The following is a 23,934-nucleotide window of genomic DNA, read 5'->3' as shown; positions in this document are numbered from 1 at the left end:
CTATTTAACACATTATTTTTTGTTTATTCTGATATGGGCTTCACATTCCAATGGTTGAAATTACAACCAAAAACTATATTTAGCATTTATAATGCTTTACTAAAGATGTAATAAATTCAATTCATTAGGCAAGCGTTCGATGTTATGGCCCCTAGGTAAACTTATAATGCTCTGTATACAAGTACATTACACTTTTTTATGATTAACCTTAACCTTTTACTTATTAAGAAAGGCTATTTAAAATCAACAAGACAACTTAATTACTAAGTAGCGTGAATAACTATTTCTTTCAGAAAAATCCATGAAAGTGCTCGATTATCTATGAAGGAAAAGACGGATAATCGGTTCTCGAATAAGAAATTACAAGCGTAAATTACAATACCTTTTTATAGAGCTATTCTGTAACATTTGAAAAATTCGATCAATTTTGGATTGGCTTCATTCTTGCTTAAAAGTTGGCATGAAACCGACACACACTCTTCTCCTACTTGTACTTTTTTGCAGTTGCGGACCGCTTAAACTTGTCCCATATGATTATGACGCAAAAGAAAATAACCTAGAAGCCTACATAGATTTAGACGAAGCTACTATCACCTTGGCCAACCTTGAAATACAAAATGATCATTATGTGTTTGGCTTGGGCATTCAGAATAACAGCTCCTCTCCATTGCTCATCGATACCGAAAAAATTCTAAAATACGCACATCACGAGTCTTATCAAGAAGGAGAAATGCACAAACCCTTACAAGAAATAGTTCCTGCTATGCTACCAAAACAAACCATAGAGTTGTTCGAATCAAAAGAACGAAACAGTAACAATGCTGGAGTTCTGTTTTTCTTATTAGGTGCGGCCATCACTACCGTTGATGCCGTTTTAGATGCAAAAGATAATTCTAAAAGAAGTTGGTCACGTGAAGATCAAAGAAGGTCATCCAGTCGAGATCTTACAGCAGGTATCAGCCTTTTAACTACTGGAGTACTATCAGAAGTGGCTTACAATAAGGCGGATAAAGCAGCAGCAGAGCAAGTCTACCTTCCTGAAGAATTATTCGACAAAAAGATTATCGCTCCAGGTGAAAAATACTATGGTAAAATATTCTTCCAAAAAGTTCAAGCAGCGCATGAATTCCATAGAATTACCTTGCCCGTAGAAGGTACTAACTTGATTTTCGATTTTAGAATGGCAAACAATTCGGAGAAAAGAGCTATTAAACATAGTACCAACTAAAGCGGCTTACCTCTTCCATTTAAATGCTAACCAAACTAATCTCTTATCAATCCTGTAACTCGAGTCCCCAAGAATAAGGCTAATTAGAGCAAAAACAGCATCCCGAGAAGTACTTACCAAAAACCATTTATCGTTTTTGAATCCAATTTGTATATTCAGGTAGAATATGCAGTATATGAAACAATCACTTCTCCCCAAAAACCATTTCAATCTATTAAACCTGTTTGCGTTGGTACTTAGCCTTTCTGTACTTGGCAGCTGTCAAATGAAAGAAGAAGAACCAAATTTCTTGATGGGCCAAGGATCTGGACTCAACAATGCCACTTTATTGGTTAATAATTTAGAACCGGTGATTAAATACTACCGTGACTCTTTAGGATTTACCATCAATGGAAACGGTAGAATTGGTACTTTTGACGAATCGGTAATGGCTTCTATCGGGTTTGGAGATATGACTTCATTCGAGATTATGTCTATTAGCGATTCTGCTAATCAAAGTGCTGTTCCTCACTTTATTTCCAATTACCTTTCTTCGGCCGAAGGCATAAGGATGTTCTCTCTGAGCAGTTCATCGGTAGATTCTACCTATTCAAGCTTAATTGCTGAAGGCTATGAAATGGACTCAGCAAGGTCTTATCGTACATCTTCCACTGTGTCGACAAGTTGGTCTAGAGATGATGGAGATCCGCAACGCAGAAGTCTTGATTTTGATCAGAACAATCCACCTAAGAACCTACCAAGATTTATCCAGAATACAGCCACCAATTACCAAGACATGGGACAGGATTGGAATACCTGGTTTGTCTTTACGCGCATGTTCAGCAAACACGCCAATGGTGTGGTTGGAATTTCAGCCTTAAAAATGGCAGTAGACGATCTAAAAGCATCTTCCGACACTTACAATAAATTGGGTTTTGAAGAAGTAGCGGCCGGGGATGACGTTGTTAGATATAAGTTATACGACAATCAGGAATTACACCTGGTAAACGCTGAAAGTGACTCAAAAGCTTCTGAATTTAACACAGCCCAAGGAGAAGGTGTATTTGCTATTCAGTTCGATGTGCTCAATCTTGATTCAACTTATAAGTACTTGGAAAGCGAGTTAGGGGAAACCATCGTACAAAAAAGTGCAGAAAGAATAACGATACCTGCTGAAAATGCCTTCGGTGTACAACTGGAATTTATTCAAGAACCTGAGGAACAAGGTAAACTGGTTAGAAAACTAGCACCAACACCTGAACTAGATTCACTCGCGATCCAATACGCCAGTGAAATGTATTCTAAATACTGTTCCCTTTGTCATGGTGATGATAGAGAAGGCTACGCTGCAGACAATGCCCCTTCCCTCCGATCGAATTCGCTCTTAGCCACAAGCATGAATAATAATTTCATGCGCTACACTATTCAGTTCGGTAGAGCAAATACGGCCATGGGAGGTTATTTAAAAACACAAGGTGGCCCAATGGAATATATAGAAATTGAGTTGCTCTTAGAATACCTTAAACAAACCGCTGAGGTAACTGATCCAATTGATTTATCGAGAGAACCTGTTTTAGGAGATATTGCAAAAGGTTCCACATTGTATTCCGAAAACTGCTCAGTCTGTCATGGAGAGAAAGGTGAAGGTGTTTCCGCACCCGCCCTTGCAAATCCTATGCTTTTAGCGACAGCAACAGATCACTTTCTAAGGTATGCTATTGCAGAAGGTCGTGATGGAACCCCAATGGTAGGCTTTAAAGATAATTTGAATAAAGAAGACATTGATGCTCTTACCGCTTTCTTAAGAAGTAGAGCCTCAGGTTGGGACATTCCTCAGTTAGACACAGTGCGCGTACCTACACCTGAAGAATATGTATTGAACCCCGATAGCAAAGCACCGGAGTTTAATTTACGTGACGGTAGATATGTTGCCGCTGAGCAAGTCAATCAAGCGTTGAAAGATGGCAAAAGAATGGTAATTCTGGATGCAAGATCAGAAGTGGCTTGGCGACAGATGCATATTCCGGGTGCTGCTCCCGTTCCATATTACGAAGATCCTGAGAATTTTATCGATAACATTCCTAATGACGGCACACAAATAGTTATCTATTGTGCTTGCCCGCATGCTGCTTCAGAGCGTGTTCAGAGCACACTCAAACGTTATGGCTTTAAGAATACAGCCATAATAGATGAAGGTATTTTAATTTGGGCGCAGATGGGCTTTCCAGTCAGGAATGGTACTTGATAAATTGCCTAAAAGATTTCAGGCTATATAAAGTCCCTTATAGAGTAGAAACATGCTAATGGTATCTATGGCACCATGGATAAATATGTTTAACCAAATATTCCGTTTCCAGAGATAAACTAAGCCCATACTGAAGCCAGTGTATCCTGTCAATACCTGACCTGTAATACCTTGGTAATCATGCATATAACCAAACAGTTCTGAAGTAAAAATTAGCGTTATGGCATTTCTAATGAAATAAAACCCTAATAAACAACTGCCTTATGCAACTTAGAGTTAAAGAAGTAAATTTTATTATCGCAGGCTTTCCCTGCTCCTATATCAATTACATAAGGAAAATCTATATTACTATCCTTTACTATGAAGGTAACTTTTTTACTTCCGTATGAACTATTATTAAATCGAAACGGTCCAATCCACTTTTCTTTGTCTAGGCTAAATTCCACAGTATACTCAAATGAGCCAGGAAAAATTTCTTCTTCAAAGCAGAGTCTTGGATTTTCTTTGTACCGATTTTCGGTTTCTTCATTTTGATATTTTACATCTACTTTATTTAAAATCCTTCCGTAAAACATAGTTCTACCGTCAGAGTCTTGATAATCGAAATTATAATGCTCTTCAGTATCTAATTTCTCTAATACTGAACCGTTAGAATTACTATCTTTTCCTACCTCATAAATCTTTAAAGTAGGTTGAACGTAACCAAGAACATCATCTTTGGATGAGATTTCAAGCCGTTTTTTATTATCAACTAGTTTAAAACTACTGCTAAGTTTTTGTTCTGGCGCAATATGGTTTATTACACCAATAGAAAGAATAGTTTCCTGATAGTCGTCTATTAACTCTCCCGCAATTTCAGAATTGAAACTTTCGCCTTCAAATTCTAGTTTCGATTTTGTGCCATTCTCATCGGACACTAAAGAAATAGGAAGATTACTATTCTTTATTCCCTCAATTACTTCAAGCTTTTTGCCATGTTCACCTTCAGTATAAAAATAGAATATAATACCTCCAATAATCAGTAAAATCCCTATTTGCAAAATCCTTAATTGGCTGGTCGCTTTCTTTTCTAAATTTTTATAGGAGCTCATCAATAAATCAAAAATATTCTGCTGAACAGGATTATTCTCCTTTTCTGCGATTATAAGCATCGCGTCCAATAGTTTTGATCTTTGATTTCCACTTCCATCGGCCATTTCACGAGCCTCTTGAAGAAGTACTTTTAATGATTCTTCCATTTTATTATATGCTGAATAGCTTACTAATATTTTGTTTAAATGCTAAGCTCTTCTTTTCGTATGGCTACTTAAATTCAAAAAACTAACCTGACAGATTGCTTAGCTCTAGGCTTACAATTAAGTGTACCCAGATTAATATTATCTATTTACTACTTTGGTTCTTAAAAATCAATACCCAGAAACAGGTATTTATCACTAATAAAATGGATGGTTAACTTCAATCACTGCAAAGAATACTATTGGAAAACACTTGCTAAAACCTAATCAGCATTCTTTTTTCTAAAGGCAAAAAATGCCCCGACTAAAATCATTGGGACACTCAATATTTGGCCCATATTCAAAAGCATCCCGCCTTCAAAAGCCACTTGATCTTCTTTTAGAAACTCAGCCAAGAAGCGTAATAAGAAAACTAACCCCAACCCAAGACCAAATAGTCTTCCAGATATCGCTGTGAAATAAGCCCTGTTTTTTAAAAATCTCAAGCTGAAAAAGATGAGCAAATAGCACAATGCCTCATAAATCTGAGTGGGGTGTCGTGGAAGATCATCCGCTTTTACGAATACAAAAGCCCAAGGCACATCAGTCGGTAAACCAAATATTTCGGAATTAATCAGGTTTCCTATTCTTATAAAAGCCCCTAGAATGGCCGATGGAATCACAATTCTATCCAGAATAAACAAATGCTTTTGTCCGTACTTTCTGCAATAAAGGTGTAGGGCGATAATAGTACCTATTACGCCGCCATGACTAGCTAGGCCTTGAAAACCAACAAACTTGAAAGGACTTATAGTAAAAGGTAAAAGTGCTTCAGGGTTTTCCCAATAGTAGACCGGCTCATAGAACAAAACATGCCCTAAACGTGCACCAACTAAAATACCAATCATCAGATAAATGGTTAGTATTTCGGTTTCGATTGGGTACTCGTCTTTTTTGGTGCCTTGTTTAAGAAAATAGATACCGAGCAGAACACCAATCGCCCAGCAGAGACCATACCAACGAAACATTTCTATTCCAGGGAAAATATTAGGTCTAATATCCCAGATAATTTGATTCAACATTTCAACCACCTTGACAAAAGAACAAGATTAAGGCCAACATAACCCCTGCTCCCACTAAACGCTGCGAAACAGATCGGTAGACCTGAGTTTCTAGCAGTAGCATGAGCTCTTGCGGCTGATACATCTTCCCATTATTCAAAGCATTCCTAACTTTCAGGCTCTGCCAAGCAGGTTTTAAATCCTCAATCTCCATTTCTTATTATCTTCTAACTTTCCTTTTAATGTATTTTTCGCACGGTTCATACGTGTACTAACATTGGATTGGCTCATTGATAATGATGATGCAATCTCTTTATTAGAATACCCCTCAAGGTGTAAAATAAGGATGGCCTTATCTTTATCGCCTAGGCCAGAAATTAACTTCATTAGCAACTGACAATCATCATCTACTCCTTGATCTTCACGCAAAGGCAAAGTTGCGGCTTGGTCGAGAGACGTAATTTCCAAAGCGCGTCTTTTCTCTCTTCTCTTTTTGTTCAATAAAGTGTTCAGCGCAACTTTATATATCCATGTACTTAATTTAGAATCGCCTTTAAAGCTTTTGAAAGACTTCCAAAGTTGGATTGCCACATCCTGAAAGGCATCCTGTTGATCTTTGGGGTTATCGTAGTAAATCGAACATAGATTTATCAGAATGCCTTGATGCTCATCAAGAATTCTCATAAAACGTTGTTTGTCCGAAATCATAATTAAGCTGTCTTTAATAGGTTAGTACCACATTTTGAAAAATTGTCACATGAGGGGCTAATTTAATTCAAAAGCCATACAATCAGACAAGCGAAATGAATATCGTTTATTCAGGCTGCAAGGCCACTGTTTGGTTAATTACGTGCTACCGCTAAATCAATTCCTTGAATTTGTTTAAATTCAGCGAAATGATTTCAAACAACATCCTTAGGCCTGCACTGCTGGCCTTATTGCTTTTTAGCAGTCTTACAGTATCACTAAACGCCTTCCAATCCCCACTCAAGCTCTCGCAACTTTATCTTCAGCTAATGGATAGTCGTGAGGAATACCTAGAGGTAAGCGATCACAGGCTGATAGACGACATTAATACTGGTAGTCCATCAGATGCTGAATCATTCTTTGAAAGCCTAGCTCAAAAGACGGGAAGAACAATTGCCATTGACTCTATTTGGCTAAAATCATCAGTCAAGGTCTTGAGCTTTTATAATGTCTCTGGTTCAGCCCTAAATATCAGTCAGTTAAAGCTCGAAAACTTAATGTTCAGAAAAAGCATATTTCGAAGGCTCACAATTAGTGAAGTTTCAGCTGATACTTTAAGCCTGGATTCAATAAAAATAGAACGCCAATATAATTTAAAGAGTTCTCAATTAGGCCTTTATGAGAGTTTCGATAATAGTATGAATCAGGCTTTTTGGAATGGTAATACCTTTAAGAAGTTTCTAAATGTTGGGAATATCTATATGGACGGTGAGTTTTGGATCAGCGACTGTACATTTAAAAATGGCGGATACCTTGGTATCACAAATGGAGATGGTTTTTCGGATTTTTCAATGGATATGAACGTTTTTGAACCCATTGACAGCAACTTTAAGCTTTACAATTCGGATTCTACAGAAAATTACACCTTTAAAACTCAATTCCATGTCGTCCATTACACCCCTGTCTCACAGTGGTCGATGAACAATAACGTTTTTAAACCTGGTTCGGAAGAAGAATTAGTACACCTAGAAGGCGAAGTTAAAACGCTTGTCATGAGGCAAAATGACTTCGGAACTACCCTTGTCATGAATACCGCCATTAATAAGCATTGGAGTTTTTGGGAGAATGTATTCCGCAAAAAGCTGGATATCACAGATGTGGTACTTTCGGCCAAGAACAACGAACTCTCTTGGAGCGACATGGCTGGCTTTAAGATGGCCGCTACCGAGCACAAAGCAGATGTGGCTAATAACGCCCCATATCAAAATGATCCTTTGGGGCTTTGGGAAAGATACTTTGCTCAGGGAACTGATTTGTACTACGATGTTTACTATGGAGAAACCGATGAAGAACTGGCAAATGAAAAATTATTTCAAGAACTGATTTCAAGCTACTATCGGCTTTATAAAATATTAAAAGAAAATGGGCAGGTGAAAGACGCCAATCAGGTCTATGTAGAAATGAAGGATGTGGAACTTCGAGAACTTTCATATAAATGGAAAAACGATAAAGACTTTGAAAATTGGATCAACTGGAGACTCAATCGACTCCTAAGGTTTTATACTGATTATGGTACAAACCCATCCAAGGCCATTAATATTTCGATATTTGTCTTGCTCATCTTTGCGGTGTTCTATTTCTTTTTCCCTAGTGAGTGGGATACCAAGAGTAAAGGACAGCTGATACTAGATTACAGAACCTTTGTAGATAAAAATGAACAGGGCTATATAAAACCCTTTATTATGCTGTCCTTAGGTTTTACTAAAAGTTTGCTGAACGCCTTAACGCTTAGTTTAAACTCTTTTGTTACTCTTGGCTTTGGAACTATTCCTACTACCGGCATCGCCCGATATGTATGTATTTTACAGGGTTTCTTAGGTTGGTTCCTGCTCAGTATTTTCACGGCTAGCCTTATTAATCAGGTGATGTTCTGATTGATGAATTAGCTACAATTCCTGAATCGATTTAGAAGACAATTGAACCCGAAATCATATTCAAAATCTTCTTTTATAGACTAGTCTCCTTTATTTCTGTCATGTCACATTAAAAATGAAGCGTTTTCAAATTTAGCGAAAGGCAACCGTGAGCTTACTTTTGAAATATATGGTGATAAAAATTATACCAAAGTCATCTCAATGTTTACAGGAAACATCGACCATAGGCTAAAATGGGTCAATTCAGCCCTACTATTGTCCGCTTCACCCGATTTTTTCTACCTTTTTAAAGCTTTTAAACTCAAATTAGTCATCAAGTAACTGATCTATCTATGAACAAGACTTTAATTAAGCTGCTCTTTTTTACCCTAGCGCTATTTGTATGTGACTCTTTATGGGCACAGACAACCGGAAAAGTCTCCTATGAGCAAATTACCACTTATGACTTTGGTGATTATAAAAGCGATCCTCGTTGGGAAGCCTGGTTAGCAGATCAACCAAAACAAGGGAAAAATAAATATTTACTCAGTTTTGTTAATAACACCGCCTTTTACAAAACAGACCCGAACGACGACGCACCAATGTCAGAGAAACTCCAATCTGCTCTTAAAAAAGCTAATTGGGGAAAAGGACCTAAACCTGAAATGAAAGAGGTTTTTTATGACTTTGATAAAGGAAAACAAGTAGAACAAATAGAGTTTATGACAAGGAATTTTCAAGTGAGCTCCGCGATTGAACCAATGGCTTGGAAACTGACTAGCCAAAAGAAAAAGATCCTTGATTATGTATGCATTGGTGCTGAAACTACTAAAAACGGCCAAGTCTTTACTGCTTGGTTTACTGCAGAAATCCCTATTTCAGGAGGCCCTGCAGGCTATATAGGTCTACCTGGTTTGGTGCTTGCCGTAGAAAAGAACGAAGAGGTGTTTATACTGGCAACTGAAGTAGACTTATCCTTTGAGGTTAAAGAACTCGCATCTCAATTAAAGGATGGAAGGAGAATGACAAGGGAAGCGTTTGACGCAACAGTAGCAGCCAAAACAGAAGAGTTTAAAGCCAACATGAAGAACAAATCCGGGGGCGGTGCGAAACGTCTTGGTGGCAAGGGTCAATAATGAAAAAGTTTCTCTTCATATCTACGCTTGTAAGCGGTTTCATTTTTCAGGGACAGGCGCAACAGGATCTGACGGGGCGAGTCTTAGACTCTGCCAGAAAGCCTCTCTCCTTTGCTACAGTAGTATTGTTACAGCCAACAGATTCTGTAATGAAATACTTTGGTGTCACCAATGATAAGGGTGTATACCAGATAAAAAGAGTGAAATCTGGAGAATATTTAATGCAGTTTTCTTTCACTGGTTTAAAGACAACTTACAAGACTATCAATGTGCCGCTAGAAAATCCAGACTTAGGAGATCAGCGTTTGTTCCTCGACCCTAAAGCACTAGATGAAGTTATTGTTGAGGCTGAGTTAATTCCTATTAAGTTTAAAACTGACACCATAGAATACAATGCCAATGCTTTTAAAACACGGGAAGGCGCCGCTGTAGAAGAGCTTTTGGAACAATTACCAGGCGTGGAAGTAGATCGTGAGGGCAATGTAAAGGCGCAGGGAGAAGATGTTGTTAAAGTATTGGTGGATGGTAAAGAGTTCTTTGGAAATGACCCTAAAGTGGCTACAAAAAACCTTCCTGCTAAAGCGATTGATAAAATTCAAGTATTAGATCGGAAAACGGATCAAGCGGTATTCACAGGCATAGAAGACGGTGAACGTGAAAGAACTATCAATCTATTATTGAAGGCCGACCACAAGAATGGCTATTTTGGAGAAATAAAAGCAGGTGCAGGCACGAATAGCAGTTATACAGGAGAAGCAAAGATTTATCGCTTTTCAGATAAGATTCAAGCAGCTGTCTTAGGCCTTCAGAATAACATTAACCAATTCGGTTTTACCTACAAAGGAAATGACACTTTCGGTCAGAATTCTAAAGGAATCAATGAGTCTTTTGCCGCAGGACTAAATCTTTCTTTAAATAAAGCTAATGGCAACCGATACTTTGCCAGTTTCCTAGGCAATAATCGCAAAAAGAACCTTTTAGAAACAGCATCTACTCAGAACTTTCTGGAAACTGGAGATTACAATCAAACTTCTACGCTTGTCGAAAGTGAGCGCGATCGGCCAAACGACATTGACTTTGGAGTGAGACACAAAATCGGTGATAAACAACTCATTGTAATAGACGGAGATATTACTTTAGGCTCAAACCGAACCAATAGCCAAACTAATTCGAATGCTAACCTAGGTAACATGGACCTTAACACATTTATCAATAATACTTTAAATGTGGCTGACGAATTTGCGCTTGTATCCAATAACAGCTACTCTTTAAAGATAAAAGGCGATGATTTGCAGTTTGGCCTTAAGTTTGGCATCAACTATACCGATAATGAAAATGCACTTGATTGGACCAATATTACTTCGCTTTTCCAGCCTGAGATTACAAATACAGTGCATCAATTGAGAACTGATCGTGTTGATCGTCTAAATGCTACCGTTATACCCACCCTAACCAAGAAAATTAACAATTACTGGTCTACCGATCTAGGAGTTTCGATAAGCTCAAACAAAAGAAACCTAAACAGAGAAGAAGGTACATTTAATGACCAGAATGAATTAATTGGAATTGATATTCCAGATTTTAGCACCTTAGAAACGACGGTAAAACCTACAATTACTTTAAGAAGGGCAACGACTAAGTCAGTTGTCAATTTCTCCCTCGGTGCTAGCGGCACCCGCTTCGAAAAATCGTTGAGTAATACCATCGGTGAGTCGCCAGAGTATTTATTCTTTACACCAAGACTGATTTATCGTAACCAATATAGAAGCGGTAGAAGAATTGAATTTCGTTATAATACAAGTGCCAACTTACCTAGCCCAAATCAATTGTTTCCAATCGAAAACAACCAGAATCAAGTCAATCTATATCAAGGAAATTTCGATTTAAGACCAGAATTCAATCATAATGCAAGTTTCCTATGGTCTGTTTTCGATGAATTCTCTTTTACCTCATTTTTCATTCGCGCTATGGGGAATTATACGAATCATAAGATTAATAATGTTGTAACGGTCAATGATCAATTGATACAAACCACAACGCCAGTCAACACGAGCGGACAGACAATGTTAGCCTTTAATGCTGAATTTTCGGCACCTATTAGGTCACTAGGCCTAAACTATAGTGTTTCTGTTTTAGAAAACTGGACCAACGGAATTACCCTAGTTAACGGTCAGGAAAACGAAACAAAAACATTCAATCATGGCCTCACCATGAGCTTCGAAAACAGAAGTAAAGAAAAGGTTAGAATTAACTTTGGTGGAACGATCAACTACACCCAATATGACTTTTCTATTGCCGACATTCCAGACGATAACTTCTTCAATATCAGTTACTTTTCTACCTTGAGATACACTCCTACAAGAAGATGGAATTTTACGGCTAATGCCAACGTCACCAATTTTAATGCACAGAGTTTTGATGAATCAGTCACAATTCCATTAATATCAGCTAGTGTAAGTTACGGCTTCCTCCAAGCAGAAAAAGCAACCGTGAGTATCAATACTTTTGATTTACTGAATAAGTACAGAGGTTTTCAGCGTATCAGTACGGGAAATTTCCTTTCTCAAACGGAATGGAATACAATTGGTCAATACTTTATGCTCACGCTAGCCTATAGATTTAGATAACATGCAGCGCACAAAGGATTGGTCTATCGCATTACTTATTGTATCCGGCATTCTGGTTATGGTATTGATGAACCTTGGTACTTTCAAGTGGGTTTTCTCAGAAGACTTCTCCTCTCTTGATATTCTCGGGCGTCAGCGATTACATTTTGGTCTTTTATCTATTATAGTACATTTCATTCTTTTTCAAGTACTTGGCCTTTTTCACTTCCAGTGGAAAGACCGTTTGATAAGAGCATCTTGGTCAAATCCTTTCAAGGTTCTCGTCATCGTTTTGCTATCAGTTATCGTGTTTTTCGGGCTTACTTATCTCCAAAACTTATACAGTAGCGATAACTTCATTACAATAAAGAAAAGAATAGCCTTTGAGTATTTCATCTGGAACAACTTGCCTATTGCCTTAATTGCCATTGCAGAAGCCTATTTCTTGATTTTATGGCGAAAAGTAAGGCGATCGGAAGTCGAAAAAATTCAGTTAAAAGAAGAAAAATCAAATGCAGAATTGGCCGCATTAAAAGAGCAAATCAGTCCACATTTCTTTTTTAATACCCTCAGTTCTTTGAGCAGTATTGTTCGGAACGAGCAAAAGGAAGCTGGGCTTGAATTCATCCAAGAACTCTCTAATACCTATCGGTATACCTTGGCCAGTAAAAGAGAAGAACTGGTACAGCTCAAGGAAGAATTAGACTTTGTAAAGTCATACCTATTTCTATTGGGCAAAAGATTTGGCAAAAAACTAAAATGTGAAATTGAAGTTAGCGGAGCGCACTTATCAAAAAAAGTACCGCCCATGTCAATTCAGTTATTGGTTGAAAACGCCACTCAGCACAATGTAATCACTAAAGACAATCCACTTTTTATTAAGGTATATATCGAAGATGAGAATATCTGTGTTGTCAACAACTTACGGGAAAAAGAGACATCTGAGGGCTTAGGAATGGGTTTATCTAATTTATCGCAGCGTTATAGGCTCATCGCTAAAAGAGATATTGTTATCTTAAAAGAGCAAAACACTTTTGAAGTGAAAATCCCATTACTGTGAGAGTATTGATTGTTGAAGACGAACAAGGCGGCGCACAAAACCTGTGTGATCTTCTCCTATCCTTAAACAAAGAAATTGAAGTTTTGGCCATTGTAGAAAGCGTAAGAGAAACAATCGATTGGGTAGCTTCCAACCCTAAACCTGACCTTGGTTTTTTCGATATAAGACTCGCCGATGGTGATTCCTTTGAGATTTTTGAGCAAACTGAAATCCACTTCCCCATCATCTTTACTTCGGCATATGACGAATATGCGCTGAAAGCCTTTAAAGTTAACAGCGTAGACTATCTTGTTAAGCCTATTGAGAAAAAAGCACTAGCGGCGGCACTAGATAAGTATGCGATATTTTATGCCAATAAAACTTCTACTTACAGTCAGTTATTAAGTACTATAAACGAGTTACGCCGAACAGAGACAAAACAGTATAAAAAGAGTCTGCTAGTCTATTATCGCGATCAAATAATTCCGCTTTTACTGTCAGACATAGCTTATTTCCAATTAGAAAATGAAATGGTCTATTGCGTAACCCACAACGATCAGCGCTACCAAATAGATCAGACTTTAGAGAAAATCAGTAACCAGATAGATCCTCAGGAATTTTTTAGAGCCAACAGGCAGTTTATCATTTCACGAACATCAGTACAATCGGCCTCACAACATTTTAACAGGAAATTGAAGATCAAATTAAGCCCTATCCCAAACGAGGAATTGATTATCAGTAAATCGAAAGCAATTCCATTCAAAACCTGGCTGGAATCTTAAACTAGCACAAACCTGAGTTCTGGTTAAAATTGAATCCAAACGCATATCTTCGCAAAAAAGAAGTCGCATGCTTAGAGCAATAATATTCGATATGGATGGAGTTATCATTGATAGTGAACCACTTCATCAAAAAGCATATTTTGCTATGTTCAAAGAAGTAGGAATATCTGTTTCTGATGTACTTTATGATACTCTAAGAGGGAAATCTACTATTAACGTCTGTCGGGAACTGATCAACCTTTTCAATCTTGATCGTTCGGCAGAAGATATGGTCGCTATAAAAAGAAGTCATTTCGATGTCATCTTTAACACTGATAAATCCTTTGACCTGATCAGTGGTGTTCGCAACCTGATTGATGACTATCATCAAAACGGACTTACACTTGTTCTGGCCTCGTCTGCATCAATGCCAACCATTGATCGGATATTTGATCGATTTGATTTGAATAGGTATTTCAAAGCCAAATTAAGTGGTGCCGATCTTAAAGCATCAAAACCACACCCCGAAATCTTTTTAAAGGCCACTGAGGCGACTGGATTCGGCCCGGAGGAGTGTTTAGTGATTGAAGATGCGACCAATGGCATAGAAGCGGCCAAAGGCGCTGGTCTTTTCTGCATTGGCTTTGAAAGTATCCATTCAAAAAACCAAGACTACCGAAAGGCAGACTTGGTTATTAATGATTTCGAAGCGATTCATTATGATCGCGTTAAACGTATTTTGCCTTAAATCTCTACTCTACCTGCAAGGTATCTGCCGGGTTAGTTGTAGCGGCTCTAAAAGAGATGTAACTCACCGTGACGACTGTTAACATTAAAGTAGACAATAGACCTATGGCAAAAATATCCCAGCTCAGCGGTATGCTAAACACATAGTTGGCCAACCACAATTCCATGGCTTTATAGGCTAGCGGAGCACTTACCAAGAAGGCAATGATCGTTAGTAAGAAGAATCGCTTCGAAAAGCTGAATAATATCTGCCCAAAAGAAGCGCCCAATACTTTTCGGATTCCAATCTCTTTTGTCCGCTTTACAGCCATAAAAGACACCAAGCCATAGAGACCCAGACATCCAATTATGATGGCCACTAAAGAGAAAATACGAATACTCTTAAACATGATTCCCTCAACGATATAAGCCTCCTTGATAAAATCGTCAACGGTTTGGTATTGGAAAGTTCGCGTTGGAAATACATCACGCCATTCACTTTCAAGACGCTCTAAAACCTTAGGCATATTGCTTGAAGCTACTTTAATGCTGGCACCATTCACTTGTGTTCGCCAAGGAAACATAATCACTGGCTCAATAGGAAGATTTAGTCTGTCGACATGAAAATCTTTTACAACACCCACTATTCTAGCATTCGTACCATAGCATCGGATTTGCTTACCGATCGCGTCAAGCGGACTCTCCACCTCTAATTGTTTGACAAGCATTTCGTTTACGATAAAGCCCTCAATAGTATCGTTGTATTCATCGGCACGGAAGTTTCTCCCAGCAATCAGTTCGATGCCATACGTATTTAAAAATCGATGATCTACCCATTTATTACGTACACGCATATCCCCTTTTTCCTCATAACCAATTTCTCTATAAGTGGTAGAATAACGACCAGCGTCCATTGGAGGTCCGGATGCAAAGGTGTAAGAAAGCACTTCAGGCATACTCTCAATTACTTGGGCTAAGCGATCTACATCACGATCAGTAGGACTGAAAGTAGTTATCTGTACTACCTCTTCTTTATCAAAACCCATGTCTTTATTAATGAAATAATCCATTTGAAATGACACGACAATCGTTCCAATGATCATCAATTGCGTAATGGCGAATTGTGTCAAAACCAGTGCCTGACGCAAATTTAGACCCGATTTCGTTTTCGTAAGGGCCGAAAAGCCACTTCTTAAAGCTTCAGAAGGTCGATAGGCCGATAATTTAATGGCTGGATAAATACCTGCCACTAAGCTGACCACTAAGATCATACCGACTCCAAAGGCCCAAACTGAACTATCAATCTGCATGTTCATCTGTACAATCGTGAGCAAGTCATTCCAGCCAACTAAAGCAAATTCAGTAATCCATATGGCCAGAAAAAACGAAACAGTCGTTAAGAAAATGGTCTCTGTTAAGAACTGTAATATCAATTGCAACCTACTGCCACCCAATACCTTCCTAACGCCAACTTCTTTAGCCCGTGTTACCACTTGGGCGGTTTGTATGTTAATGAAATTGATACAAGCTGATAGGGCTATGAATAGACTTAATGCCCAAAACGCTACGGCAATTGACGGATCATTGGTGTAATTACCTGAAAAGCCCCATTGTGGATCATTATGAATATCCTTTAGGTTGATTAAGCTATAAGTAGTTATTTCGGCCTCTTCTTTTGTGCGATACTTATCTACCATCTGAGGAAAACGAGCCTCAAAATCTTCCGGGTTTTGACCCTCTTTTAATACTGCATACGTAAGACCAGCCGAAACATTTCCCCAATTGTCTCTATCCCAATCATTCACTCTATAATAAATCTCAGAAGACGTAAGCATCTGAAACGGCATATTACTATTGCTTGGCGGGTTGTCGATTACCCCTGTTATATACACGCGCATAGAATCGAAAAGCGCCACTTCTTGCCCTAACAAACCAGCTTCTTTCCCAACATATTCGGGGTAGTATTTCTCTACCATTTTGGTTGATAGTACTAAGGCGTTACGATCGTCAAGGGCAGTTCTTTTATTACCTGCAATAAAATCGTAGTCGAAATATTTCAAAAAAGCACTATCTGCATAAAGCAACTTTCTACTTTCTTCGAATACCTTTTCAGAAGATGTTCCAGGGTCGATTGTGACTAAAGCGAATTCAGGGCCAATCACTTGAAAAGCACCCTGAAGATCTGGGTATTCATTTCGAATCGCCTTCACGAGCATCGATTGCGTATTACCTGTCTTTTGCAACCTATTTGGATAGTTCAGCGTGAGGTTAACCCTATAAATCTGGCTAGCCAATGGCTGATCCATATCGAAGCTCTGCTCATAGCGCTCTTGCACATAAAGAAATAATAGACTGCTTAAGCCAAGGGTTAAGGCGATTACATTAATGGCCGAGGTTACTCTGTTTTTCCAGAGATTTCTAATGATCGAAAGAAAGAAAGTCTTAGTCATAATTGTTTGCGTTTGACCCTTATTAGGCTAAAGACTTGCCACAAATTTTAAACACCTGCTAATCAGTTAGATAAATAGATTTTCTTTGTAAAACAGACCGAAAGTGATCGCATAAGTACATGCTACTGTTCCAACCTAGAACAGTAAATTACTATATTTATTCGTGGATATTCTCGCAATAGACGATGATCATTTAATGCTGCACACCATTAGTATGGTGTTGGAAGATGCTTTCGGTGAAATTCTGACATTGGAGCACCCCAACGCTGCATTGTCTCGCTTAGAAACTTCCGATATAAAGGTAATCCTGCTCGATCTTAACTTCGCTATCGGAGATTCGGATGGTGCAGAAGGTTTAGCCTGGATTAAGAAGTTAAAGGAGATCAAGCCTCACCTATCCATTATCGTGCTGACAGCGCATGGCTTTCTAGATATTGCCGTGCAGTCTTTAAAACAAGGTGCCACAGATTTCCTCGAAAAACCTTTCTCTAATGAAAAGCTAGTGGCTACGGTTCAAGCGGGTTTGAACTTAGCGAAAACGCAACAAGATCTGGCAGGTGTTCGGTCAAACCGAGACTTGCTTATTCACCAGGCCAATCAATCGGGCAGTATGGTCATTGGCCAATCTAAAGCCATGCAGCAAGTAATGCATATGATCTCTAAAGTGGCCAATACAGAGGCCTCTGTCTTAATAACTGGTCCGCACGGTACGGGGAAAGAGGTGCTGGCCAGACTCATACATCAACAGTCGGCCAGAGCCGCGCAGCCTTTTATTAACGCTGATTTGAGTGCTATTTCAAGTGGTTTATTTGAGTCTACGCTCTTTGGCCACATACAAGGTGCTTTTACCGATGCTAGTGAAGACAAACAAGGCTTAATGGAAGGTGCCAATTTGGGTACACTTTTGTTGGACGAGATCGGTAGCCTCCCTTTAGTATTACAGACCAAAATGCTTTCGGCACTTCAGAACAGAGCGGTAAGCCGTGTGGGTGATCATCGACCGAGAGCTATTGATATTCGCCTGATCAGCACAACACATAAGACTTTGGAAGAATTGAATGATATCAATCAATTTCGTCAAGACTTGTTGTTTCGAATTAATACAGTCCACATAGAACTACCGCCTTTAAGAAACCGAAAAGAAGACATAAAACCGCTTGTAGAACATTTTCTAGCGCATTTTAACAAGAAGTACGCGCGTATCTTCAAACTAGATAAAGCCCAATTGAAGTCGCTAGAAGACTATCATTGGCCAGGCAATATTCGTGAGCTGAAGAATACAATTGAGAGAATGGTCATTATGGATAGTGACGACTCTTTTAAAGGTGCCGACGCGTCGCAAAAGAAAGCCGATAATCTCTATGAAGTAGAGAAACTGAAGATTGTTGAAGTGATGGAACGACATGCTGGTAATATTACCCACGCAGCGAATGAACTCGGTATTGGAAGAAACACACTGTACAGAAAACTGAAGAAGTATGATCTTTAAAAAAGGCTTCTTACTGATTTTTATCCGGGTTTTACTGATCGTAGCACTCGCCATAGGCTTGGTCTACTCCTATTTAGAGACGGAGCTTTCCATTACCCCTGTTATGTTCGGGGTGTTGATTTTGATCTTGACGATTGAGCTGTCTTGGCGTTTGCATAGTCAGGAAAGAAATTGGGCGAGTTTTTTACAGTCTGTCCAATATGGCGATTTTAATCGCACCTATCAGCACAAAACGCATTCAAAGGAATTGCAAGAAGCCTTTCATTTGATTTCCGAACAAATGGAAACGCTTCAAACCAATCGTGAAGCGGAGTTTCGCCTCCTTCAGACCGTGCTGAAACATATTTCCAGTGCCGTCATCTGCTATCAACAAAATGGACAGGTGGTCTTTACTAATAAAGCCTTTAATGAACTGCTAGAGCTTGTGGGCTTGAGTCAAATGGATTCACTGGCGACAGACTTCCCGAAGATTTATCAGGTGCTGATGGCGAAAGAAAGTGCTCCTGCTGAATGGATTGACCATAACAATGGACAAAAGCTCTTTGTGAAAACGGAATCCTTTAAACTTAAAGGGAAAGCCTTGAAGATTACTTCCCTCACTGATATTCGAAGTTCTTTAGAAGCCAAGGAACTTGAAAGCTACCAAAAGCTGATGCGGGTGATGACGCATGAGATCATGAATTCCACCACGCCTATCCTTTCGCTGATTCGCGTGGTCAACAAGAAATTAATCAATGGTCCGGAACTCATTGAGTTAAACGCCAAAGACCAAGGCAATGTGGCCAAAAGCTTAAATGCGATTGAAGAGCGGACTTCGGATATGCTCAAGTTTGTAGAAGCCTATAAACAAATCAATCGTCCGATTCAACCGCATATTGAAGCGATCGAAAGCCAAGCCTTTATTGAATCGATTACTTCCTTGATGGCGCCTGATCCATCCATTGACTTTGTGATTCAGGATGATGTCAAGGGGACCCTAATGCTAGATCGTGCTTTGATGGTTCAGGTATTGATTAACCTCATTAAGAACGCTACAGATGCCCTAAAAGGCATTGAGAAGCCTCAGTTACAAGTTTCACTGACTCAGGAAGCAGAGACCATCAACATCACCGTAGAAGACAATGGCCCTGGTGTTCCAGAACATGCCCTGCAAGAGATCTTTGTGCCCTTCTACACTACGAAAGCCGAAGGTTCCGGTATTGGCTTAACCCTCTCTCGTAATATCGTGCGAGCGCATGGTGGTACACTAACTTATAGCAGAGAAAGTGGTAGGACGAGGTTTCAAGTTAGTTTGAATTAAAGAGTATAAAAAAAGATAAAAAGAGGTAAGGTTGATTTCCTTTAGAGCAACAACCACAACATATTTTAGGTTTTCCCTTAATGCTGATGTTTATACTGACTTTTTTATCGCCTGATTAGGTTAAGACTCACTATCTTATTCACAGATACGCTTGAGGCAATCTTTTAGTCCTTCATTCATAAATTTAATGTCATTACCAATGCCTATAAACAAGAATCCTTCTTTTACATATTGCTTAGCGACATCATTGCTATGTGCGAAGATGCCTGGGATTTTATCGTACTTTTTACAAGCCCTTAGCACTCTTTTTCTCGCATCTTCCATCAGTTCTCCATTTACATTTCCTATTTGTCCATAAGATGCTGCAAGATCGCCTAGTCCCAGAAATAGAACATCTACATGCTCCGATTGAGCGATATCAAAGACATTCTCAACACTTTCCCTACTTTCTATTTGCACTGATACGAGCAATGCGTCATTTATACTACTATAATATCTGGTAGGCTTTGTATAATAACCCGACGTTCGTATAGGGTTTACTCCTCTTGTCCCTTTAGGTGGATAAAAACAAGAAAGACTCATTTCATCCGCCTGGTTAATTGTGTCTATCTTGGGAAATAGGATTCCTTTGGCACCAAAATCTAAGCTATAGTCCACATTATGTTTATTGCGATCAGAAACACGTACCAAGGGTGATATTTCGTAACCATTTAATGCTTGTAAAATATGGATAAGGTCCTCTTTTGAAGCATGAGAGGCTTCCATATCGATAAGAAGCCAATCTAATCTTTGATTCGCCAAGGATTCTGCAATAAAACTATTGGCACTTAGTAAAAATGCTCCAAAAGACACCTGTCCCTGATAAAGTTTCTCCTTGATTTTATTGTTATAGTTGAAAAGGTTGTTTACCATGATTTATTAAATGAGATCAGATAATGATAGAATTAAAGAAATTAGATATAGTAATTGGGTCAATAAATAATATCCAACAGGTAATCATATACCATCCAAACAAGTGAACATTCATCATGTATTCCATAACACAATGAAGACCCATTCCTGCAATTACTGTCGCAGGCCTTAATTCTTCAATCCAAACACCAAAGCCTAAAAAGAACTCTACTGCCAAGGCTCCCCATGTTAAAACAAATACCATTGGCTTTTGAATAAACCATACAGGTATCCTACCACGACTATAAATATGATTGTTCATGGCATAGTACACGGCAGTACCTTCTCTATACGTAGTGCCTTTCATTTTCCAATAAGTTGTATTGAGGTAGATAATAGAAAACTGGATTTGCATCAGTCGAATCGCCCATGGTGATACTAGTGTATGGCTAATACCAGAGGAGTCTGCGTTATAAAAGAGTATCTCATCCAAAGAGTAAACATGACCCGCATTTGCAAAAATCAGATAAAATAACATTATACGCGATACATTATCGCCTCCGTTACAAATCGATGGATTGCGATTGACTATCGAACGTGTCGTAATAAAGGTTACCGCAATACATAATGGAGTTAGAAATCCTAGAATCATTCCTACAATGCCTAGGAAATGCAAAATCATTATGCCCTTTACTGACCTCATAGTTGGTGGGAAATAAAGAAAAAGAGAGAATGTAACTTTTCTAGACCGACTATAGTATCGGTCGTAGCCAACTAAACCATTAGGACCTAGGTACTCTTCTAGGTTAGCCATTATATAGAAGGCCTCCCTTAGAAGGATTATTCCGAACCCTATTCTGAACAAGGCTATTGTATAACCCTCCTGAGGTTCGAAAAAGAATGTCTGCCACGCCGAATATATACCTTCAATTGTTGTCATTATTCGAGAGGTTTAGTTCAGGATGAAAAGTGAAAACAAGTTGTTTGAAAATCTCTGGTTCAGGTTCACTTTGTTTATAGAAAGAATTAATCTTTTGAGAAACCGTATACACCTCAACTTTAATACAAGAATCATTGAATGAGTATTTCGTCAATAAGTAGTCTATAAAATCTCTTTTAGCTTGGGTAGCTCCCTTTGCTCTTGATACCTCGAAATATACTTTATGGAATTTCTTGTATCTGATCTTGTTGATGACAGACATTTTCGAAATTGATTCAGGTTCCCAAATGGCAAATTCATCATTAGAGAAGGTAAACTTTACTAAAGGCCATATGTTCCTTAAAGGAGGATCTGGTGAAAACATTTTCCATTCAGCGGTTAAGCCCAACCAAATAAACCAATGCTGAATTCTGGGGATAAAGTATTTCCGGATTGGGTTCGACCGTTCTGAGTCCCAGAAAATCATCCAAAAAACCATTAACATGATAAAGGCATTAGTGAAAATATACAGTATAGAGGAAAACACTAGGTAGATTTTTTTTCAATAGTTTTTACAAAAGTCATTTCATTTACTATCATCCGACTAGAGTAATTATCAAACTCAATTTCTTCGTTTTTAAATGGGCCATCTAGTTGAATAAATCGATTTTCTTTAAGGAAAAGAAGCTCCGATTCTTTGGATGCGGAATAACCAATAAAAAGCTTTCCATTACGATTAAAAACAGAAAGCAATCCGGCAGTCGAATTATAATAGACACCCTCTAATAGTGAGAAGTTGCAGTTCTTCTTTTTTACTAGCAAGGCACCTTTCTTTGCAAAGTGATATGGACCAACCTTAAGGCCAGAAACTCCATCTTTAGAAAACTCTAGAATAATCATGAATTGAGACAGCTCTCCTTCCAAAATATCAAAAATACCTTGGCCCCAGTATCGAATTTGATTCCTGTATGTGCCATTAAATTTCATAGAGAGTTCCAAATTATTCTCTATGCATATCTCGAGAACCTTATGACTATCTATATCTATGAATTCACCTATTATATCCTTAGCCCTATGATAATGAAATGATAAATGATGAGAGTCTCGCTGCATAAGTAAATAGCGATTCACTTTTTGAAGAAGATGGGCAAGAACAGCTCCACAAGAACCTCTGTTGGTCATCAAAATCATTCCAAATGCATATTTTGGAACAAGTAGTACTGACGCGCTATGTCCCCAATGCTCCCCATTAGCCACATAGATCTTATTTCCTAAGCCACTGATTTCATCTAACCCAAGGCAACTGCATACTCTTTCATTAATTCTACACTTATTTGAGAAGAGTTGAATAATAGATTTTTCTTGAAAGACTTGTTTCCCATTAAACTGTCCATTGTTTAAAATACAGTGGATAAGGTTGGCGAAATCTTGAACAGAAACATGAAGGTCAAAACTGGAATGTGCTCCTGATATCATATTTATTTTCTTATATCTTCGGTCTCTATATTCAGAAGAGTGTAAGTATGTAGAAGCGTTTGGTGTTGTGAGAAGAGATTTTTCAGGTCCAAAGCCTGAATTCCTCATTTCAAGTGGTATTAAGATATTTTCTTTAACGTATTGTTCGAAACTTTTCTGAGCAATTTTTTCAATAACTAAACCTAAAATAATGTACCCAAGGTTTGAATATTTGTACGTTCGAGCTGATAATTCTTCGATATTCTCTAGTTCGTTAGCTACCTCCTTAAAGGAAGGGTTACTGTATCGGCTATTCCCTCTTGGCAAACCGCTCTGATGTAAAAGAAGGTCGACTATTCTAATAGTTGAAAAATCCTTGTAAAAAGGAAGGTGTCCAAAACCCGAAAGGATCATATGGATGTTGGTTTCTAGGCACATTTTACGCTCTTCGACAAGTTTTAATATGCCTAACGCTGTTATTGTTTTAGTTATAGACCCTACCTTATAACATGTCTTTGTTTTATCCTCTAAGTTAAAATGTTGATGAAAATCATCTCTCTGATTAACTACCATTCCTAAAGAAACTTGAGGGAAATCATAGTATTTAATACTCTCCTTAATGAAGTTGATTACATTAGAATCCATATATATATTGCCTGTTATTGGAAAAGAGTGCTTGACACTATACTATTTTATTATTACTTAGAATTGACCTGATGTAATTGATCAATTGAGTATTGAGTATTTACTATTCAAGAAGTACTCTATCTAATTAGTATAGAAGAGGATAACATTTAAAAAAGATAAGACGGGTATAAAAACATTCAGGCCAACC

Annotated in this window: 20 protein-coding genes; 10 read left to right on the top strand and 10 right to left on the bottom strand. The window is 38.3% G+C overall.

From position 1 onward, the window contains the following. The first annotated feature begins 460 nt into the window (after positions 1-460). Entirely contained in the window at positions 461-1,228 is a 768-nt protein-coding gene (locus tag JXQ92_RS04840; protein ID WP_421985460.1) for a hypothetical protein, read from the top strand. 175 nt (positions 1,229-1,403) lie between these two features. After that, positions 1,404-3,452 (top strand): c-type cytochrome, encoded by a 2,049-nt coding sequence (locus tag JXQ92_RS04835; RefSeq protein WP_421985459.1) that lies wholly within the window; start codon positions 1,404-1,406, stop codon positions 3,450-3,452. 18 nt (positions 3,453-3,470) lie between these two features. Here JXQ92_RS04835 and JXQ92_RS04830 read toward each other — a convergent pair whose 3' ends face one another. The 5 genes from JXQ92_RS04830 to JXQ92_RS04810 form a co-directional block, all read right to left on the bottom strand. After that, positions 3,471-3,665 carry a type II CAAX prenyl endopeptidase Rce1 family protein gene (locus JXQ92_RS04830; protein WP_421986411.1) on the bottom strand — a complete coding sequence of 65 codons (195 nt, stop codon included), beginning with the start codon at positions 3,663-3,665 and terminating at the stop codon, positions 3,471-3,473. Between the two features lie 32 nt (positions 3,666-3,697). Further along, positions 3,698-4,690, bottom strand: coding sequence for a hypothetical protein (locus JXQ92_RS04825; protein ID WP_421985458.1), 993 nt, complete (start codon positions 4,688-4,690; stop codon positions 3,698-3,700). A gap of 260 nt (positions 4,691-4,950) precedes the next feature. Further along, positions 4,951-5,748, bottom strand: a complete 798-nt coding sequence (gene lgt / locus JXQ92_RS04820; RefSeq protein WP_421985457.1) for a prolipoprotein diacylglyceryl transferase — start codon at positions 5,746-5,748, stop codon at positions 4,951-4,953. A gap of 1 nt (position 5,749) precedes the next feature. Next, positions 5,750-5,941, bottom strand: coding sequence for a hypothetical protein (locus tag JXQ92_RS04815; RefSeq protein ID WP_421985456.1), 192 nt, complete (start codon positions 5,939-5,941; stop codon positions 5,750-5,752). After that, positions 5,923-6,435, bottom strand: a complete 513-nt coding sequence (locus tag JXQ92_RS04810; RefSeq protein ID WP_421985455.1) for an RNA polymerase sigma factor — start codon at positions 6,433-6,435, stop codon at positions 5,923-5,925. The genes JXQ92_RS04815 and JXQ92_RS04810 overlap by 19 nt, the downstream gene beginning before the upstream one ends. A 188-nt stretch (positions 6,436-6,623) precedes the next feature. Between JXQ92_RS04810 and JXQ92_RS04805 the strand changes: the two genes are divergently transcribed. The 6 genes from JXQ92_RS04805 to JXQ92_RS04780 all read left to right on the top strand — a co-directional run bounded on the left by JXQ92_RS04805 (position 6,624) and on the right by JXQ92_RS04780 (position 14,617). Further along, positions 6,624-8,348 carry a hypothetical protein gene (locus tag JXQ92_RS04805; protein ID WP_421985454.1) on the top strand — a complete coding sequence of 575 codons (1,725 nt, stop codon included), beginning with the start codon at positions 6,624-6,626 and terminating at the stop codon, positions 8,346-8,348. Between the two features lie 332 nt (positions 8,349-8,680). After that, the gene (locus tag JXQ92_RS04800) at positions 8,681-9,463 is read left to right on the top strand and encodes a GLPGLI family protein (protein ID WP_421985453.1); all 783 of its coding nucleotides are present in this window, start codon (positions 8,681-8,683) and stop codon (positions 9,461-9,463) included. Next, positions 9,463-12,090, top strand: a complete 2,628-nt coding sequence (locus JXQ92_RS04795) for an outer membrane beta-barrel protein (protein WP_421985452.1) — start codon at positions 9,463-9,465, stop codon at positions 12,088-12,090. The genes JXQ92_RS04800 and JXQ92_RS04795 overlap by 1 nt, the downstream gene beginning before the upstream one ends. Position 12,091: 1 nt before the next feature. Next, entirely contained in the window at positions 12,092-13,129 is a 1,038-nt protein-coding gene (locus JXQ92_RS04790; protein ID WP_421985451.1) for a sensor histidine kinase, read from the top strand. Further along, a complete protein-coding gene (locus JXQ92_RS04785; protein ID WP_421985450.1) occupies positions 13,126-13,890 on the top strand; it encodes a LytR/AlgR family response regulator transcription factor in 765 nt (254 codons plus the stop codon). The genes JXQ92_RS04790 and JXQ92_RS04785 overlap by 4 nt, the downstream gene beginning before the upstream one ends. Before the next feature lie 67 nt (positions 13,891-13,957). Continuing rightward, positions 13,958-14,617, top strand: coding sequence for an HAD family hydrolase (locus JXQ92_RS04780; RefSeq protein ID WP_421985449.1), 660 nt, complete (start codon positions 13,958-13,960; stop codon positions 14,615-14,617). 4 nt (positions 14,618-14,621) lie between these two features. On the opposite strand, the gene JXQ92_RS04775 is transcribed toward JXQ92_RS04780, so the two are convergent. Continuing rightward, positions 14,622-17,045 (bottom strand): FtsX-like permease family protein, encoded by a 2,424-nt coding sequence (locus tag JXQ92_RS04775; protein WP_421985448.1) that lies wholly within the window; start codon positions 17,043-17,045, stop codon positions 14,622-14,624. 163 nt (positions 17,046-17,208) lie between these two features. On the opposite strand from JXQ92_RS04775, the gene JXQ92_RS04770 reads away from it, so the two are divergent. Together JXQ92_RS04770 and JXQ92_RS04765 are read left to right on the top strand one after the other, a co-directional pair. Further along, entirely contained in the window at positions 17,209-18,534 is a 1,326-nt protein-coding gene (locus JXQ92_RS04770) for a sigma-54-dependent transcriptional regulator (RefSeq protein WP_421985447.1), read from the top strand. Continuing rightward, positions 18,524-19,834, top strand: coding sequence for a sensor histidine kinase (locus JXQ92_RS04765; protein WP_421985446.1), 1,311 nt, complete (start codon positions 18,524-18,526; stop codon positions 19,832-19,834). The genes JXQ92_RS04770 and JXQ92_RS04765 overlap by 11 nt, the downstream gene beginning before the upstream one ends. 135 nt (positions 19,835-19,969) lie before the next feature. On the opposite strand, the gene JXQ92_RS04760 is transcribed toward JXQ92_RS04765, so the two are convergent. The 4 genes from JXQ92_RS04760 to JXQ92_RS04745 are packed head-to-tail and all read right to left on the bottom strand — an operon-like array spanning position 19,970 to position 23,744. Then, entirely contained in the window at positions 19,970-20,746 is a 777-nt protein-coding gene (locus tag JXQ92_RS04760; protein ID WP_421985445.1) for an HpcH/HpaI aldolase family protein, read from the bottom strand. A gap of 16 nt (positions 20,747-20,762) precedes the next feature. Then, a complete protein-coding gene (locus JXQ92_RS04755; RefSeq protein ID WP_421985444.1) occupies positions 20,763-21,665 on the bottom strand; it encodes an HTTM domain-containing protein in 903 nt (300 codons plus the stop codon). Further along, the gene (locus tag JXQ92_RS04750; RefSeq protein ID WP_421985443.1) at positions 21,652-22,149 is read right to left on the bottom strand and encodes a hypothetical protein; all 498 of its coding nucleotides are present in this window, start codon (positions 22,147-22,149) and stop codon (positions 21,652-21,654) included. Before JXQ92_RS04750 ends, JXQ92_RS04755 begins: the two co-directional genes overlap by 14 nt. A 41-nt stretch (positions 22,150-22,190) precedes the next feature. Continuing rightward, positions 22,191-23,744, bottom strand: a complete 1,554-nt coding sequence (locus JXQ92_RS04745) for a serine hydrolase domain-containing protein (RefSeq protein WP_421985442.1) — start codon at positions 23,742-23,744, stop codon at positions 22,191-22,193. Positions 23,745-23,934: the final 190 nt, after the last annotated feature.

Source organism: Roseivirga sp. (genome assembly GCF_049099775.1).
Lineage (GTDB): Bacteria > Bacteroidota > Bacteroidia > Cytophagales > Cyclobacteriaceae > Roseivirga.
This window is presented reverse-complemented; position numbering and strand designations above follow the sequence as displayed.